The organism is Actinobaculum massiliense, from assembly GCF_001457435.1.
GTDB lineage: Bacteria > Actinomycetota > Actinomycetes > Actinomycetales > Actinomycetaceae > Actinobaculum > Actinobaculum massiliense.
The window spans coordinates 488744-504539 of sequence record NZ_LN881717.1; the positions used below are offsets into that span (position 1 = coordinate 488744).

Here is a 15796-nt window from a genome sequence, read left to right on the forward strand (position 1 = left end):
CCTCAAGAGTTTTGCACCAATGGATCCAAAGTGTTTTCGTTGGGCCGGGCGGGCGCAGAGCCCGGCCCAACGGATGTAGTCGTTAGAAATCCGCTCCGGTGGAGAGGCCTTCCAAACCGGTTTCGACGGCGGGGGCAACAGCGGCTTCTTCCTCACCGTTTGCCGGCGCGGAGTAGCGCTCCTCTTCGTCTTCCAGATCGATGACTTCTCCTGCTCCGTCCAGTGCCTCAACATTCAGGCACAGCGAGCGCATCTCGTACATAAGAACCTTGAAGGATTCGGGGATTCCCGGCTCGGGAACGTTGTCCCCCTTCACGATTGCTTCGAAAACCTTGACGCGGCCGACGGTATCGTCCGACTTAATGGTCAGCATTTCCTGCAGGGTGTTGGCGGCGCCGTAAGCTTCGAGCGCCCACACTTCCATCTCACCGAAACGCTGCCCGCCGAACTGAGCCTTTCCGCCCAGCGGCTGCTGGGTAACCATCGAGTAGGGCCCGGTCGAACGCGCGTGGATCTTATCGTCCACGAGGTGGTGCAGCTTGAGCATGTACATGTAGCCAACCGAAACCGGCTCCGGGAACTGCTCGCCAGTGCGTCCGTCGAACAGACGCGCCTTGCCGTACTCGTTCACCAGGCGATCGCCGTCGCGGTTCGGCAGGGTGTTACGGAGCAGACCGGAAACTTCAGCCGGAGTAGCACCGTCGAACACCGGGGTGGCAACGCGCTGACGCGGCTTGGCACGAAGAACCTGGTCCGGAAGGGTCTGCGCCCACGCCTCGCCGTTCTCACGCGCCTCGCTGGCATCCCAGCCCTGGCTGGCGATCCAGCCCAGGTGCAGTTCGTAGACCTGGCCGAGGTTCATTCGCGAGGGCACACCCAGCGGGTTGAGGATGATATCGACCGGGGTTCCATCCGCCATGAACGGCATATCTTCCACCGGGAGAATCTTGGAGATAACACCCTTATTTCCGTGACGGCCGGCCATCTTGTCACCCACGGTGATCTTGCGGCGCTGAGCCACGTACACGCGCACGGTTTCGTTGACGTCGTTGGGAAGCTCGTCGTTGTTCTCGGCGGTGAACTGGCGGACGCCAATCACAATACCGGTCTCGCCGTGCGGCACGCGCAGCGAGGTATCGCGAACTTCCTTGGCCTTCTCTCCAAAGATGGCGCGTAGCAGGCGCTCTTCGGAGGTGAGCTCGGTTTCGCCCTTCGGGGTGATCTTGCCGACCAGGATATCCCCGGCGCGAACCTCAGCACCCACGCGGATAATTCCATGCTCGTCGAGGTGGGAAAGCATCTCTTCGGAGACGTTAGGAATATCGCGGGTTACCTCTTCCGGTCCGAGCTTGGTGTCGCGGGCGTCAACCTCGTGCTCCTCAATATGAATCGAGGTGAGGAGGTCGTCCTGCACGCAACGCTCGGAGAGAATAATGGCGTCCTCGTAGTTGTAGCCGTTCCAGGCCATAAAGGCGACCAGAAGGTTCTTACCCAGCGCGAGCTCGCCGCCCTCGGTTGCCGGACCATCGGCAATCAGGGTGCCGGCCTCAATGCGATCGCCCTCCGAAACGCACACCTTCTGATTAATGGTGTTGCCCGGGTTGGAGCGCTCGAACTTCTGCATCTTGTAGATGACGTGGCGTCCATCGTCCTGCTCAACGTGCACGGCGTCGGCGTCGACCTCGGTTACCACGCCGGGAGCCGCGCCAATCGTCACGTCGCCGGCGTCGACCGCGGTACGCATTTCCCAACCGGTACCCACAAACGGGGACTCGGGGTTAATGAGCGGAACCGCCTGGCGCTGCATGTTGGCACCCATAAGGGCTCGGTTGGCGTCGTCGTGCTCGAGGAACGGGATCATACCCGAACCAATGGACACCATCTGACGCGCCGAAACGTCCATGTAGTCGATTTCTTCCACCGGAACCAGCGCCGGCTCGCCGCCGGGCACGCGCACCAGGGCTTCTTCCTGCAGGAAGTTGCCGTCCTCATCAAGCGGGGTTTCCGCCTGCGCAATGTTCACGGTGTCTTCGTCGCCGGCCTGCAGGTAGTCGATCTCGTCGGTGACGCGACCGCCCACAACCTTGCGGTAAGGGGTTTCGATGAAACCGAAGGGATTAATACGCGCGAAGGACGCGAGCGAACCGATCAGACCAATGTTCGGGCCTTCAGGGGTTTCAATCGGGCACATACGGCCGTAGTGAGACGGGTGAACGTCTCGCACTTCCATACCGGCGCGATCACGCGAAAGACCGCCCGGGCCCAGAGCCGAAAGACGCCGCTTGTGGGTCAGACCCGCCAGCGGGTTGTTCTGATCCATGAACTGCGAGAGCTGGGAGGTTCCGAAGAACTCCTTAATCGCGGCCACGATCGGACGGATGTTAATGAGCGACGACGGCGTAATGGCCTCGGCGTCCTGGGTGGTCATGCGCTCGCGCACCATGCGATCGAGGCGAGAAAGCCCGGTTCGGAACTGGTTCTGAATCAGCTCGCCCACCGCGCGCACGCGTCGGTTGGAGAAGTTATCGATATCATCGGTGGCGATGCGGACGGGCTGGCCGCCCTCAACCACGGTGACCTCGGGGTACTCGCCGTTCTCTCCCATGGCATCCAGGCCCTGGTGCAGAGCCAGCATGTACTTAATGGCGCCCAAGATATCTTGCAGGGTCAGCTCACGCTCGTCATTTTCGGGCTCGCCGAGCTTGCTATTGATCTTGTAGCGGCCAACCTTCGCGGTGTCATAACGCTTGGGGTTGAAGTAGAAGTTATTGAGCAGGGTGCGGCCAGCTTCCGCCGTCGGCGGCTCACCCGGACGCAACTTACGGTACAGATCCTGTAGCGCCTCTTCCTGGGTGTGGACGGTGTCCTTCTCCATGGTGTCGATGAGCACCGGGTAATCCTTGAACTCCTCGCGGATCTCGGACTCGTCCATGCCGAGCGCCTTGAGGAATACGGTGATCGACTGCTTACGCTTGCGGTCCACGCGCACGCCCACCGAATCGCGCTTGTCAATCTCGAACTCGAGCCAGGCACCGCGCGAAGGGATGAACTTCGTGCCGTAGATATCCTTATCCGAGTTCTTATCCGGGGTGCGCTCGAAGTAGACACCCGGGGAACGAACGAGCTGGGAGACCACAACGCGCTCGGTACCGTTAATAATGAAGGTACCGCGATCCGTCATCAGCGGGAAATCGCCAATGAAGGTGGTCTGTGACTTGATTTCGCCCGTTTCGTAGTTCTGGAACTCCGCCGTTACGTACAGCGGCGCAGAATAGGTCAGATCCCGCTCGCGGCACTCGAGAATTGAGTACTTGGGATCTTCCAAATGCGGGCTCGAAAGAACCAGCCCCATGGTTTGGGCGGCGTTTTCGATAGGGGAAATCTCTTCGAAGATCTCTTCGAGTCCCGATTTCGAACCCGGATTTTCTGCGGCCCACTTCTGTGAGCCAATGAGCCACCCGAAGCTATCGGTCTGAATTCCCAAGAGGTTAGGTACCTCGAGAGGCTCGTGAATCTTAGCGAAAGAAACGCGGTCAACTACCGGCTTGCCGTTTCTTGCGGCGAGCGAGTATGTGCGCGAAGCAGCCAAAGTGGATCCTTCCCTGACGTAGCAAATGATGCAAAGGGACAATCCGACCCGAAATTAGCGCTGAGCTGGCGTCGCTCGATGTCTACTGGCGTTCTTGCTAGGACATCGGAAACTGCAAACCGGAGGCATTACGGGCATAGGAGTGTCATCGCAAATATCCACAGTACACCCGGAGCGCACGAAACACCAAGCCCCTCTTCCTGTGGAGGGGATCACCAGACTTCATCGTCCGGAGTTACTTTCGCACATACTTTCGCCGCTTGCAAGTGACTCGCCCAAGGTTGTGGTGTTTTTAGCGAATTCCGGATCGAAAACCTCGGTGCGCATAGTAACTTCCGTCCGCACCGGAACGAAGCCGTGGCGCATGTAGAACTCGTTGGCGCCCGAGGGGCTTTCGGAATCGACGTCGAGGGAGACGATCTCATAACCGGCCTGCGCCGCCGCTCGCACCGCGCGCTCGAGGATACCCCGGGCAATGCCACGCCCGCGTGCGGCCCGCGCGGTTCCGAGGAACTCCATATATGCCTCGCCCGCGCCGTGGTCATCAGTGACGAGATACCCGAGGAGCTGGCCCGTTTCGGTATCTTCCGCGGCCAGGGAGACTCGCCAATCGCGCCGGCGGCTGTTCCACACCTCTGGCCAGGTTTCGGCATCGAAGGCCCAGTCTCCCCAGTGATCCTTGAATACCTCGTGGTGCAGGCGGCCCACCCGACTCATATCCTCTTCTTGCAGGGTGCGGAAATGCACCCCTTCCACCGCGGGCACGGTGATGCGTTCGGCCCGCCGGGACATCACCGTCCAGTACCGCGCGGGTGCGTAGCCGCGGCGGGCGTAGAACTTCACCTGGGCATCATCGTGCATCCAGGCGGAGGCTTCAATAAAGTAGCGCCGCCCCGGGAAACGCTCCGCGGCCAGCTCCCCCGCCCGTGTCTCAAGCCGCGCGGTGAGTTCTGACCCGATCCCGGCCTGCCGGTATTCCGGATCGACGAGTCCAAAAACCAGTGCGCGCACCAGTTCTGGCTCGTCTCCCGGGAAACTGCTTTCGGGCACCAGGTGGCTGGACGTTGTGGCATATCCCGCGGCTACGAGCCGCTCAGCGTCCCACGCTCCCAGGGAGTTGCGTTCAAGATCAAGGCCTTCTGCAGCGGCGTCGTGCACGTCAGCTTCGGAAACCTCCACCGCGGGGCTCGAGTCACGCTTGGCTACCGCCCGGCTCAGCGCCGCAAAACTCCGGGCGTCGTCCTCGCTCAGCGCCTTCCACGTCAACTCCATTTTTCCTCACTCCTCGGCAACTCCGCACGCGCGGCGAACGCCCAGCACGCTAGAGACTTTCGCGCAAAAAAGCAAGTGGGCCCCGGGAAACCCGGGGCCCACTTGCATGAGCTAGATCGAGCGGCGCGCGGCTTGGCGCTACCGCTCTAAAGCGCCAACTTACTTGACGGAAACCGTGGCGCCGGCGCCCTCGAGGGCTTCCTTGGCGGCGTTCGCGGCATCCTGGTCAACGCCCTCGAGCACGGCCTTGGGGGCCGAGTCAACGAGGTCCTTGGCTTCCTTCAGGCCGAGGGAGGTCAGCGCACGGACTTCCTTGATGACCTGAACCTTCTTGTCGCCAGCGGCTTCGAGAACGACGTCGAACGAGGTCTTCTCTTCAGCGGCGGCGCCACCCTCGGCGCCAGCGGCGGCCGGAGCAGCGGCGGCAACCGGAGCAGCCGCGGTAACGTCAAATTCCTCTTCGAAAGCCTTGACGAAATCGTTGAGCTCGACGAGGGTGAGCTCCTTGAAAGCTTCGATGAGCTCTTCGGTGGAGAGCTTAGCCATGATGGCCTTCCTTCCCGCTCTTGACTGAGCGATTTATTGTGCCCGGATGGGCGAAGTTCTTTTTGTGGTGAAGATTCCGCGGCCTTAGGCAGCGGCCTCTTCAGTCTTCTGACGCAGGGCTTCGACGGTACGAACCGCCTTGGAAGCCGGAGCATCGAGTACGTAGGCAGTCTTGTAGAGGAGCGCCTTGAGTACGCCGGCAGACTTGCCCAGAAGAGTCTCGCGCGAATCGAGATCCGCAAGAGCCTTGACGCCGCTCGCATCGAGCAGCTGGCCTTCCATGTAGCCACCCTTCACCTGGAGCGCATCGTGCTCCGAAGCGAACTTCTTCATTGCCTTAGCAACGTTCGGAACTTCACCATTGATGAAGGCAAGCGCGTTCGGGCCCGAATGAAGCTCATCCGGAAGCTCGACGCCGGCCTGGGTAGCCGCAATATTTACTAGCGTATTCTTAGCGACCTTGTAGACGGCCTCACCCTGGAACGAACGGCGAAGATCCTTCATCTCGCCGACCGTCAGGCCACGGTACTCGGTGAACAGCACAGCGTTGGAGGTCTCGAAGAGCTCCTTGAGTTCCGCAATAGCTGCGTCCTTGTTATCCCGTGCCATGGGGCCTCCTTTCGGTCTAACCCGCTGGTTCCGCCCCGAGTAATACACAAAAAAGCCCCGCGCAGGAAAGCACGGGGCTCGCAATTCACGGCAACGCTAACGCGCCGGAGCTAAGCTCTGTATCTCACCTGCGCTGGCCTCTTGCGAGATTAACCCGAAATCGGGACCTGCGGTCTTTGGCGTGTATAAGAATAGCGGGCCTGCCGGCCCCGCGCCAGGGTCTGTGCGCTATTTCGCACCCGGCTAGCCGCTCCGCCGCAGTCCAGCACCTAAAGCACGGCGCCCGCCACCATGCACACGTACCCCGCAACGGCCACCGCCACAAACGCCTCGCGCCAGCGCGGGCGATCTAGCAACATGGCCGTGCTCGCCCCCACAAGCGGAATATTTGCCAGTCCGTAACGGCGGAAAATAAACGTGAAATAGGCGCCGTTATTGATGGCTTCGCGCACCTGCACCAGTAGCCCCACCACCAGGGGCCCGCTCAGGGCCTGGAAATGAAGCGGGCGCTGGGTAGCGTCTCGCAAGCCAAGTACAAAAGCCAGGATGGGCAGAGCCAACAGGAGCACAAAGGCAACGGTCCCCCACACCGCGGTCGTGGGGCCGTAAAGTTCCAGGGCCATATGCCAGGCGCCCTTGGGATTCGTCAGCCCGTAGGGCTGGGTGAGGGTCCAGAGCCAGGTGCCCGGGGAAACACCGTCGAGCGGGGCGGTCGAGACGCCGGTGATCGCCGGAACGAATCCGTCCGGGGTGCGCCGGTTTTGCAAGAAGCTCCAGCCCACGTAGGTCAGGCCCACCACCGCGACCTGGATTACGGCGTAAATCAATAGCGGCCGGCGCGCCCGGGCTCCCAGGCCCCCAAAACCCGGCCACAGCACACAAATCGCTAGCGCGCCAAGAAGGGTGAGCACACCGGAAATGGACATGACTCGAGAAAGGCAAATGAGCCCGGTGACGAAGGCGGGTACCCAGGGCGAGAAATTGTGGCGCACAAAGACCCGCGCTCCCATCCACACCGCGGCCGCCCCCGCGATTGCCCCAACCGCGTCATTGTGTACCATCACGGCCGGCCCGGCGATGGCGGGAGTTGCCAGCACCAAGAGCGCCCCGCCGAACGCGGCGATTCGCCCTACTTTCCACATGCGGATGGCGGCGTAAAGAAGCGTGATTCCGGCGGCGGTCAACAGTAGCGATGCGGCGCGCGCCCCGGTCACAAAGTCGCCAAGAAGCGGGGTGAGGACTTTCCCAATCGTTCCGGTTACCGCGAAGTAGAGCGGCGGATGGAAAGCGTTGTAGTTTTCCCCGCGGTAGGGATAATCCTTCACCGAGGTGCTTTCCCATTCGGAGCACGACGGCGGACGCACCACACCGGTGGCCTCGCTGGCGAAGTTACACGCCCAGGCCTGGCGGGCAAGATCTCCGAGCGGCTCGCCCTGCACCGGAATGTGCCCGGAACTTGCCTTGGCCGCGTAGTCGATGTAGGTCCACTCTCCCGAGGAATGAACGCTCGGGTGTTGGGCTAGCGCAACCCAGCCCCAGCCCAGCGCCAACACAAAAAGTAGCGCGGCGATCAAGCCGTCCGCCATCCCCGCACGCACATCGGCGCGCGCCGCTGAACGCCCACCCGCTCTGCCGGGCTCGGACTTTGTTCCGTAGGCCATCTATGCTCCTTCCTTTCGCGCGCCGGGCGCGGTCTGGAGTTAAAGACTAGCGGGGCCCGCTAGCTAAATTGCCAGCGGACCCCGCGAAGTTTCTGAGCGCCACAGCGCTCACGCGCCTGAGTTACAGGTAAATCCCGAGGCGCACAACCTCACTAGTCGTCTTCGCGACGCTTGGTGTAATCAAGCGGGATGCCCGGCCCCATGGTGGTGGAAACGGTGGCCTTCTTGATGTAACGACCCTTGGCGGAAGCCGGCTTGAGGCGAAGAATCTCCTCCTGAGCGGCAGCGTAGTTGTCCGTGAGCTGCTCGGTGGTGAACGAGGTGTTACCAACGATGAAGGCGAGGTTGCCGTTCTTGTCCACACGGAACTCAATACGGCCGCCCTTGATGTCCGCCACAGCCTTGGCCACATCCATGGTCACGGTGCCGGTCTTGGGGTTGGGCATAAGGCCACGCGGACCGAGCACACGGCCCAGGCGTCCGACCTTACCCATCATGTCCGGGGTTGCCACAGCGGCGTCGAAATCCGTGTAGCCACCCTGAACCTTGGCGATCAGATCGTCGTCGCCGACCTCGTCAGCTCCGGCATCGATAGCTTCCTGCGCACGCTCACCTTGTGCGAAGACGACGACCCGAGCCGTCTTACCGGTGCCGTGCGGCAGGGAAACCGTGCCGCGAACCATCTGATCCGCCTTACGCGGATCCACGCCGAGGCGGAACATAACTTCCACCGTGGCGTCAAACTTAGACGTATCCGTCTGCTTCGCGAGTTCGAATGCCTCGCGGGGCGTGTACAGCACGCCGGGGGCGATCTTTTCCGCCGCGGCGCGGTATGCCTTAGAGCGCTTTGCCATTTCTGCTTCTCCTTCTGCAGTTGTGGTGCAACGAGCCTGCGCGGGCCCTTCCACTGTTATGTTCGACGACGGCGCTCGCCGTTCGCCGATCCGGCCTTCGCGATTGTGCGCGAGCCGGGACGCGTTTAGATCGCGTCGGTGGTAATGCCCATCGAGCGGGCCGTGCCAGCAATAATGCGGGCGGCGTTATCAATGTCGTTAGCGTTGAGATCCGGTTCCTTGATCTTGGCGATCTCGCGGAGCTGATCGGCGGTCAGGTGACCAACCTTGTCCGTGTGCGGAGTGCCGGAGCCCTTGGCAACCCCAGCAGCCTTCTTAATCAGCTGGGCGGCCGGCGGGGTCTTGAGAACGAAGTCGAACGTACGATCTTCGTAAACGGTGATCTCAACGGGAACGATGTTTCCGCGCTGCGATTCGGTGGCGGCGTTGTAGGCCTTGGTGAACTCAACGATGTTCACGCCGTGCTGGCCGAGCGCCGGACCAACCGGCGGGGCCGGCGTGGCCTGGCCGGCAGGAATCTGCAGCTTAATGAAGCCTGCAACCTTCTTCTTCGGTGCCATATCGGGTCCTTTTCTGTGTTACTTTCTAGCGGCCATCACAATGGCTAGCGATGGCACAGCTATTCATTCTACGCACACAACCGCCGTCTGAAAAGAACGGCGGCTTGTGATACGCACCCCGAAGGAAATCCCTCGGGTGGTCTGAAATACTTGCGGGTTTTAGTCTTCCTTGTGGACCTGCGTAAAGGACAGCTCCACCGGGGTTTCCTGGCCCACCAGGGTCATCATGACGGTGAGGCGTTGGTTTGCGGCGTCGACGTCGGAAACGGTAGCCGGCATTCCCGCCCACGGCTCGGTGGTCAGGGTGACGGCGTCTCCCACCTCGAACGGGGAAACGGTAATCGGCTCGGAGGCCACCGCCTCGCCCGCAGCCTTCGCGGCAGCGGCGGCTTCCTGCTCCACCACCGGGGTGAGGAGATTGACGGTTTCATCCATGGTCAGGGCCACCGGATCGCGACCGTTACCCACAAAGCCGGTCACGCCATTGGTGGACTGCACCACGCGCCACGAATCATCGGTGAGGTTCATGCGCACCAGCACGTAGCCGGGCATGCGCACACGCTGCACCAGCTTGCGCTGGCCGCGGCGAATCTCGTAAACCTCTTCCATGGGGATTTCAATCTGATAGATGAAATCTTCCATATTCATGGTGACGAGACGGGCTTCAAGATCCTGCTTAACGCGCTTCTCGTAGCCGGAGTAGGTGTGGAGGACATACCAGCGGCCCTCGAGGCCCTTCAGGCGCTCGCGCACCTCTGCTTCGGTTACCGCGCTGGACTTTTCTTCGTCCTCCGCCGGCTCGGCTTGCGCCGTCCGCTCCTGGGACTCACCGTCCGTAGCTTCGCTAGCCGCGTCCTCTACCGAATCGGCATCCTCTACCGACTCGGGCGCCGCAACCTGATCAGCCGCCTCATCGGTGAGTGCGGAGGCGGGCTGTTCTTCTGGCATTGCCACCTGAGCCCCGGAATCTGCAGTATCCTCTGCGGCGCTAAAGAGGCCGCTCTGCTGGTGGTTATCCTCAGCCACGCTTCCCTACTTTCCTTCGGTCACAACTAACCGAAGATTAGGAAGGTTAGTTGACCAAATATCAAATCGAAAATACCTACGAAGATCATGATCGCAACCACGAACACGACGACGGTGATGAACATCTGCCAGAGCTCATCGCGCGTGGGCCGCTGAACTTTCTTCAGCTCGCTGAAAATCTCACGGAAGAACTGGGCGAGACGGGCAAAAATTCCCATTTTGTCCGCTGAGCTCCGCTTTGCTGCGGCTGTTGCTTGACTCACAGGTCAGCCCCTCTCTCCGATCTGTTCGATCAACGTTACCGGTTTGAGCAACCGGTCCGCAGGGTAGGAGGGACTCGAACCCCCAACCGTCGGTTTTGGAGACCGATGCGCTACCAATTGCGCCACTACCCTAGGTTGGAATCGAGCGGATTCGCTCGAATGCTTTCACAACTCGATTCATGTTACCCGCTAAGTGGCCTCGAGTCGAACCCCGGCGAGACATATCACATCAATGGTGTAATAGAGTCATGACAGCAAATGGTTCCACTCGCCGGGCTTCGCGCCGGCTCGCAGCAATTCACGGATCCGCCACCCTCGCCATTGACGCGCGAGCTAAAGAACTCGCCGCCGAGGGCTACCCGATTATTAGCTTCGGGATTGGCCAACCGAATTTCCCCACTCCGGCAAACATTGTTGACGCGGCGCAAATGGCCGCTGCCGATCCAGGCAACCACGGATACACGGCCTCCCCCGGCCTACCTGAGCTTCGCCGCGCCATTGCGAAGAAAACCCTGCGCGACTCGGGTGTGAGCGTGGATCCGGCCAATATTGTGGTGACCAATGGTGCCAAGCAAGCGAATTTCGAGGCTTGGGCCGCCATTTTGGATGAAGGGGATGAAGTGATTCTCCCCGCCCCTTATTGGACCACCTATCCAGAAGCTATTTCTTTCTACGGCGGTAAGCCGGTGGAGGTTTTCGCCGGACCGGAAAACGGCTACAAGGTCACCGCGGATCAGCTAGAGGCAGTGACGACGCCGGCTACCCGGGCACTTCTGCTCTGCTCCCCCAATAACCCCACCGGCGCCGTCTATTCGGCGGCCGAGCTGCAGGAAATTGGAGCCTGGGCCCTGCGCCACGGGATCTGGATTGTGGCTGATGAAATCTACGAATCATTAGTTTACGCGCCGGCCACCATGGCTTATCTACTCGCGGAAGTTCCCGAACTGGCAAACCAAACCCTGGTTATCTCCGGCGTGTCAAAGTCTTATGCAATGACGGGGTGGCGCCTGGGATGGCTATACGGCCCGGCCGACGTGATGGCCGCGGTGCGTAATTTGCACAGTCACTTGACGGGAAATGTGGCAAACGTGGTGCAGCGAGCCGCCATTGCGGCGCTTACCGGCCCCGCCGATTCGGTGGCCTCGATGCGCGAAGCTTTCGATCGCCGCCGGGCACACTTGGTGAAGCTCCTGCGGGAAGTGCGAGGTTTCCACGTTATTGAGCCGGAGGGGGCCTTCTACGTGTTCGTTGGGGTTGCGGATCTCCTTGGCACCCGGGTGCGCGGCCACGAGATCACTTCTTCGGCCGCTTTGGCGCAACTCTTGCTGGAGGAGGCCAGCGTGGCGGTCGTTCCCGGCGAAGCCTTTGGCACGCCCGGGTATCTGCGGTTCTCTTATGCGCTTTCCGACGCCGACCTAGAAGAAGGCGCCACGAGAATTAAGAAGCTTCTGCGCGCCTAACCCCCTCGCCGGGCGAGCGCCCAGGCACGCCGAGCCCGAAAACGTTGGGCTTACAAGTCTTAAACTGAAGGGGCACTCGGAGATTTCCGAGTGCCCCTTCGTGTTGGCCTCCCGCAGGATTATCTGCGGCCTATAGCCGGGAAAACCCTGGCGGGTAGCTACGCTAGCTAGCGGCGATCAACCATCGGTGTATCGACGCCGTCGGCGTTCCAGTCACCCACGAACTGCCCGTCGGTCGGGTCCCCGTATGCGTAGGCAGCCTGGGCGACGCCGTTGGACAGATCATTGCGAAGCAGGAACTTATTGCCGCGAACAACGCCAACGCCGTCGGCGCCGTCACCGTTCCAGTCGCCAATCACTACCTCATCGCCGTTATCACCGTAGGCGAAGACCACCGCGGCCTTGCCGTTGGCGAGATCCGCCTGGACGTAGAACGTGTTACCGCGGACGGCCACGAGCTCGCTAGCCAGGTCGGCGTCGAAGTTGCCGGCGAGGATGGTGTCGGTGGGGTTGCCGTAGGTTACCGTGCGCTCGGCAACGCCCGACTTGAGAGCGTTACGCATAAGCACCTGGTTGCCGCGAACGACGGCGATCGAGTCGCGTCCGTCGCCATCCCAATCGCCGACGATAACGCGATCATTTGCATCACCGTAGGTGAACTCGAACTGAGCCACACCGGTCCAGCCGTTGGTGCCCAGGAACTTGTTCCCGCGGTGAACCATCGGGGTATCCGTACCGTTACCGTCCCAGTCACCGAAGAGCACTTCGTCGGACCGGTCACCGTAGTTGATCACGCGATCCGCGGCGGGCTTGCCCCACTGATCCACGTAGAAGAAACCCCACTTACCCATCGGCGCCACCGGCTTCGGCTCGGCGGTCGGTTCGCCGGTCGGTTCGGTCGTCGGCTCATCGGTCGGCTCGGGAGCCGGCTTCGCCGGGATGAACAGATCGGCAACAGGCGCCGACTCGGTATCTACCCCAAGCGCGTTGAGCACGGTGTAGTGCAGATCGGTCTGGTCAGTACGGCCAATAACGTTCTCCGCACCCGGGCCAGAAGCCGCCACGCGGAGCTGGGCTCCGGTGTGGCCCTGATCGTAGCTATCGGCCTTCGGATCGTTGATCACCGAGTTGTTGTAGGAGAGGGTCATCGGATCCCCATCCGCGGTGAGCAGCGTGGTGGCAAGGCCAGCGGTATCCGCGCCAACCGCGGTGATCTGCGAGGTGTGGGCGTGATCGGCGGTGACCACAATCAGGGTCGGCTCACCGGTCTTCTTCACCCAGGCCTGCGCGGCCTGCACTGCTTGATCCAGATCATCGAGTTCGCCGATCTGGCCACAAGCGTCGCCGTCGTGATCAGCCTTATCAATCGAGGCGCCCTCAACCTGGAGGAAGAAGCCGTTCTCGTTGGCGAGGAGGTCCATGGCCTTGGTCGTCATCGCCGAGAGGCTCGGGATTTCGGCCGTGCGAGCGGGGTTCAGCTGGCAAGCGGCCGCGGTATCGGCCTTGTAGCCGTCCTCGGTAGGAATGGTCTCAAGGAAGTTACGCGGCATATTGCCCGGCGAGAACAAACCAATCAGCGGGGAATGCTGGTCAGCGGCGGTCACCGCGGCCAGCTCATCCGCCGTCGTCACAACCTGGAAGCCGTTGTTCTTCGCGTTTTCGAGCACCGACTTGCCGGCCTCCCACTTGGTGGCACCGGCCCACATACCGGAAACCTGAACTTCGGTGTCGAAATACTGGGCGCCGCCACCAAGCAGAACATCGAAGCGAGAATCGATCAGCTGCTCGGAAATCGAACCGCGTCCGCCGTTCTCGCGAGCGTCAGCGGCCTCAACGACCTTCTTGGTCCCGGAGGGAGCATAGGAGGAGCGCTTGGCCACGTGCGAGCCAATGGCGGCCGGTGTGGCGTCCTGCACCTCAGCGGTGGAGACGTTACCGATCTTTAGACCCTTTGCCTTCGCCTTCTCGGCCAAGTTCTGCACCGGCTTACCGTCGATGCCAACGCCGAGGGCGCCGTTGTAGGTCTTGGTGCCGGTAGCCCAACCAGTGCCAGAAGCCGCCGAATCGGTGACATAGTTGATGGTGCCGTCCTTATTCACCGAGAAGTGAGTGTAAGAACCGGTGTAATCGAGGTTATCGATGCCCGGCAGGCGGCCGTTGGCGCCGTAGAGGTAGTTACGAGCCGAGGTCAGCTCAGAGTCACCCATACCGTCACCAATGAAGAGCACCGCGTTCTTGGCCAAGCCGTCCGCCACGCGCTGCTGACCTTCCGGTCCGTACTGCGTAAAGTCGCCCGGCTGGGGGGCGCGGATCGAACCGTCAGCGTTGATAACCGCAACCACGTCACGCGAAGAAGCCGGCTTGGCGAGGTTGGCATCGGTAGCCGAGTCGCTCTTGTCCGGGTTCAGATCCAGGGCGTTCAAAACCGTGTAGAAAAGATCGGTCTGGTCGGTCTGACCAAGCACGTTCTCCTCGCCCGGTCCATAGGCGGCCACGCGCAGCTGGGCACCGGTGTGCTGCTGAGAACCGGCGTTGGTGCCGTCCTCGGCCACCGGGGTGGTGCCGTAGGCAATCGTCATCGTGGACTTCTTGTCCGCGGTGAGCAGGCGTGTGGTGGGCGCAACGTTGTCGCGGTTATCTCCCACGATCTGCGAGGTGTGCGAGTGATCAGCGGTGACGACGACGAGCGTGTTGCCGTCACGCTTGGCGAAATCAAGGGCTTCCTTGACAGCTTCGTCCAGGCGCTTGGTCTCACCAATCTGGCCGCAAGCATCCGAGCTGTGATCACGCTTATCAATCGAAGCGGACTCAACCTGCAGGAAGAAGCCCTTATCCGAGGTCGGATCATCGAGGAGCTCAATGGCCTTGCGGGTCATCAGCGCCATCTCCGGCTCGGTGCCAATATCCTGCGTCTGGCAGGAAATCGGGGCCTGCTTGGAGGCCCCGAGCTTCGCCGTCGAGGAGGCGAAGGTCGTCTTCATATTGCCGGGCGAGAACAAGCCGAGAACCGGCGAATCCTGGTTGGCTTCCTTAACTGCCGCAAGCTCGTCGGCGGTGGTAACAACCTGGTAGCCGTTGTCCTTGGCGTTCTCGAGGACCGTCTTACCCGCAACCCAGGTGGTCGGGTACTTCGCGTCACCCTCGAGGAACGGGTTGGTGTTGCCGGTGTTGATCTTGACCTGAGTATCAAAGTAAGAAGCACCGCCGCCAAGGGTTACATCGGCGCGGGTGTCAACGATCTGCTCAGAAATCGAACCCAAACCGCCGTTCTCGCGAGCGTCGGCCGCTTCCACAACCTTCTTGTCACCCGAGGGTGCGTAGGAGGAACGCTTGGCCACGTGGGCGCCCAAGACTGCCGGGGTGGCGTCCTGGATCTCCGCGGTGGACACGTTACCGGTACGCAAACCGGCATTCTTCGCCTGTTCAATCAGGTTAATCTTGGGGGTGCCCTTCAGACCCACACCAATTGCGCCGTTGTACGTCTTCGTTCCGGTGGCCCAGGCGGTACCCGACGCCGCTGAGTCCGTGACGTAATTGAAGCTTCCGTCCTTATTGATGGAATGATGGGTGTAAAGACCCTCGCTCGTTAGATTATCCAAACCAGCGAAGCGTCCGCCCGCACCTTCAAGGTAATTACGAGCGGAAGTGATCTCTGACTGGCCCATACCGTCACCAATAATCAAGATGACGTTACGTGCCTTAGCGTTCGATCGACCCTGCCCGGCCTTGCCGAACTGAGCGCAATCTCCGGCGTCGAGTTCACGCACGTTTCCCTGCGCGTCGAACGCCACACATGTTTCTGGTCCGTTTCCTCCGCGCGTGGTTGCCGAATCGGCCACCACCTGCGGCGCTGCCATAGTTACGCCTACCGCGAGTGCCGCAAAAGCACCCGCCACTCGGCGTGAATTATTCCTTGCTGACATTGCGTGAATAGCCCTTCACTCAAATATGACTTT

At 61.2% G+C, this 15796-nt stretch carries 11 protein-coding genes and 1 tRNA gene; 1 reads left to right on the forward strand and 11 read right to left on the reverse strand.

The features are described 5' to 3' along the window. Window positions 1-82 precede the first annotated feature (82 nt). The 10 genes from rpoB to BN2664_RS04160 form a co-directional block, all read right to left on the reverse strand. Window positions 83-3589, reverse strand: a complete 3507-nt coding sequence (gene rpoB / locus BN2664_RS04115; RefSeq protein WP_007001470.1) for a DNA-directed RNA polymerase subunit beta — start codon at window positions 3587-3589, stop codon at window positions 83-85. Window positions 3590-3811: 222 nt separating this feature from the next. Continuing rightward, the gene (locus BN2664_RS04120) at window positions 3812-4861 is read right to left on the reverse strand and encodes a GNAT family N-acetyltransferase (protein ID WP_007001469.1); all 1050 of its coding nucleotides are present in this window, start codon (window positions 4859-4861) and stop codon (window positions 3812-3814) included. Window positions 4862-5020: 159 nt separating this feature from the next. After that, window positions 5021-5407, reverse strand: a complete 387-nt coding sequence (rplL, locus tag BN2664_RS04125; protein WP_007001468.1) for a 50S ribosomal protein L7/L12 — start codon at window positions 5405-5407, stop codon at window positions 5021-5023. A gap of 84 nt (window positions 5408-5491) precedes the next feature. Beyond that, the gene (gene rplJ, locus BN2664_RS04130) at window positions 5492-6016 is read right to left on the reverse strand and encodes a 50S ribosomal protein L10 (RefSeq protein ID WP_007001467.1); all 525 of its coding nucleotides are present in this window, start codon (window positions 6014-6016) and stop codon (window positions 5492-5494) included. 269 nt (window positions 6017-6285) lie between these two features. Further along, a complete protein-coding gene (locus BN2664_RS04135; protein ID WP_007001466.1) occupies window positions 6286-7677 on the reverse strand; it encodes a hypothetical protein in 1392 nt (463 codons plus the stop codon). 152 nt (window positions 7678-7829) lie between these two features. Then, the gene (gene rplA / locus BN2664_RS04140) at window positions 7830-8531 is read right to left on the reverse strand and encodes a 50S ribosomal protein L1 (RefSeq protein WP_007001465.1); all 702 of its coding nucleotides are present in this window, start codon (window positions 8529-8531) and stop codon (window positions 7830-7832) included. Window positions 8532-8656: 125 nt separating this feature from the next. Then, a complete protein-coding gene (gene rplK, locus BN2664_RS04145) occupies window positions 8657-9091 on the reverse strand; it encodes a 50S ribosomal protein L11 (protein WP_007001464.1) in 435 nt (144 codons plus the stop codon). A gap of 159 nt (window positions 9092-9250) precedes the next feature. Beyond that, window positions 9251-10117 carry a transcription termination/antitermination protein NusG gene (nusG, locus tag BN2664_RS04150; RefSeq protein ID WP_007001463.1) on the reverse strand — a complete coding sequence of 289 codons (867 nt, stop codon included), beginning with the start codon at window positions 10115-10117 and terminating at the stop codon, window positions 9251-9253. 26 nt (window positions 10118-10143) lie between these two features. Continuing rightward, entirely contained in the window at window positions 10144-10380 is a 237-nt protein-coding gene (secE, locus tag BN2664_RS04155) for a preprotein translocase subunit SecE (RefSeq protein WP_007001462.1), read from the reverse strand. A 59-nt stretch (window positions 10381-10439) separates the two neighbouring features. Continuing rightward, window positions 10440-10512: transfer RNA gene (locus tag BN2664_RS04160), tRNA-Trp, on the reverse strand. Window positions 10513-10628: 116 nt separating this feature from the next. On the opposite strand from BN2664_RS04160, the gene BN2664_RS04165 reads away from it, so the two are divergent. After that, the gene (locus BN2664_RS04165; RefSeq protein WP_007001461.1) at window positions 10629-11840 is read left to right on the forward strand and encodes a pyridoxal phosphate-dependent aminotransferase; all 1212 of its coding nucleotides are present in this window, start codon (window positions 10629-10631) and stop codon (window positions 11838-11840) included. 167 nt (window positions 11841-12007) lie between these two features. Here the strand turns inward: BN2664_RS04165 and phoA are convergent, their stop codons facing one another. Further along, window positions 12008-15763: an alkaline phosphatase gene (gene phoA, locus BN2664_RS04170; RefSeq protein WP_007001460.1), complete on the reverse strand. Its 3756-nt coding sequence runs from the start codon at window positions 15761-15763 to the stop codon at window positions 12008-12010. Window positions 15764-15796: the final 33 nt, after the last annotated feature.

What these genes read in the sequence shown, in the direction of transcription:
- BN2664_RS04120 (WP_007001469.1), bottom strand. Translation starts at nt 4,861, where the DNA reads ATGGAGTTGACGTGGAAGGCGCTGAGCGAGGACGACGCCCGGAGTTTT.
- rplL (WP_007001468.1), bottom strand. Translation starts at nt 5,407, where the DNA reads ATGGCTAAGCTCTCCACCGAAGAGCTCATCGAAGCTTTCAAGGAGCTC.
- rplJ (WP_007001467.1), bottom strand. Translation starts at nt 6,016, where the DNA reads ATGGCACGGGATAACAAGGACGCAGCTATTGCGGAACTCAAGGAGCTC.
- BN2664_RS04135 (WP_007001466.1), bottom strand. Translation starts at nt 7,677, where the DNA reads ATGGCCTACGGAACAAAGTCCGAGCCCGGCAGAGCGGGTGGGCGTTCA.
- rplA (WP_007001465.1), bottom strand. Translation starts at nt 8,531, where the DNA reads ATGGCAAAGCGCTCTAAGGCATACCGCGCCGCGGCGGAAAAGATCGCC.
- rplK (WP_007001464.1), bottom strand. Translation starts at nt 9,091, where the DNA reads ATGGCACCGAAGAAGAAGGTTGCAGGCTTCATTAAGCTGCAGATTCCT.
- BN2664_RS04165 (WP_007001461.1), top strand. Translation starts at nt 10,629, where the DNA reads ATGACAGCAAATGGTTCCACTCGCCGGGCTTCGCGCCGGCTCGCAGCA.
- phoA (WP_007001460.1), bottom strand. Translation starts at nt 15,763, where the DNA reads ATGTCAGCAAGGAATAATTCACGCCGAGTGGCGGGTGCTTTTGCGGCA.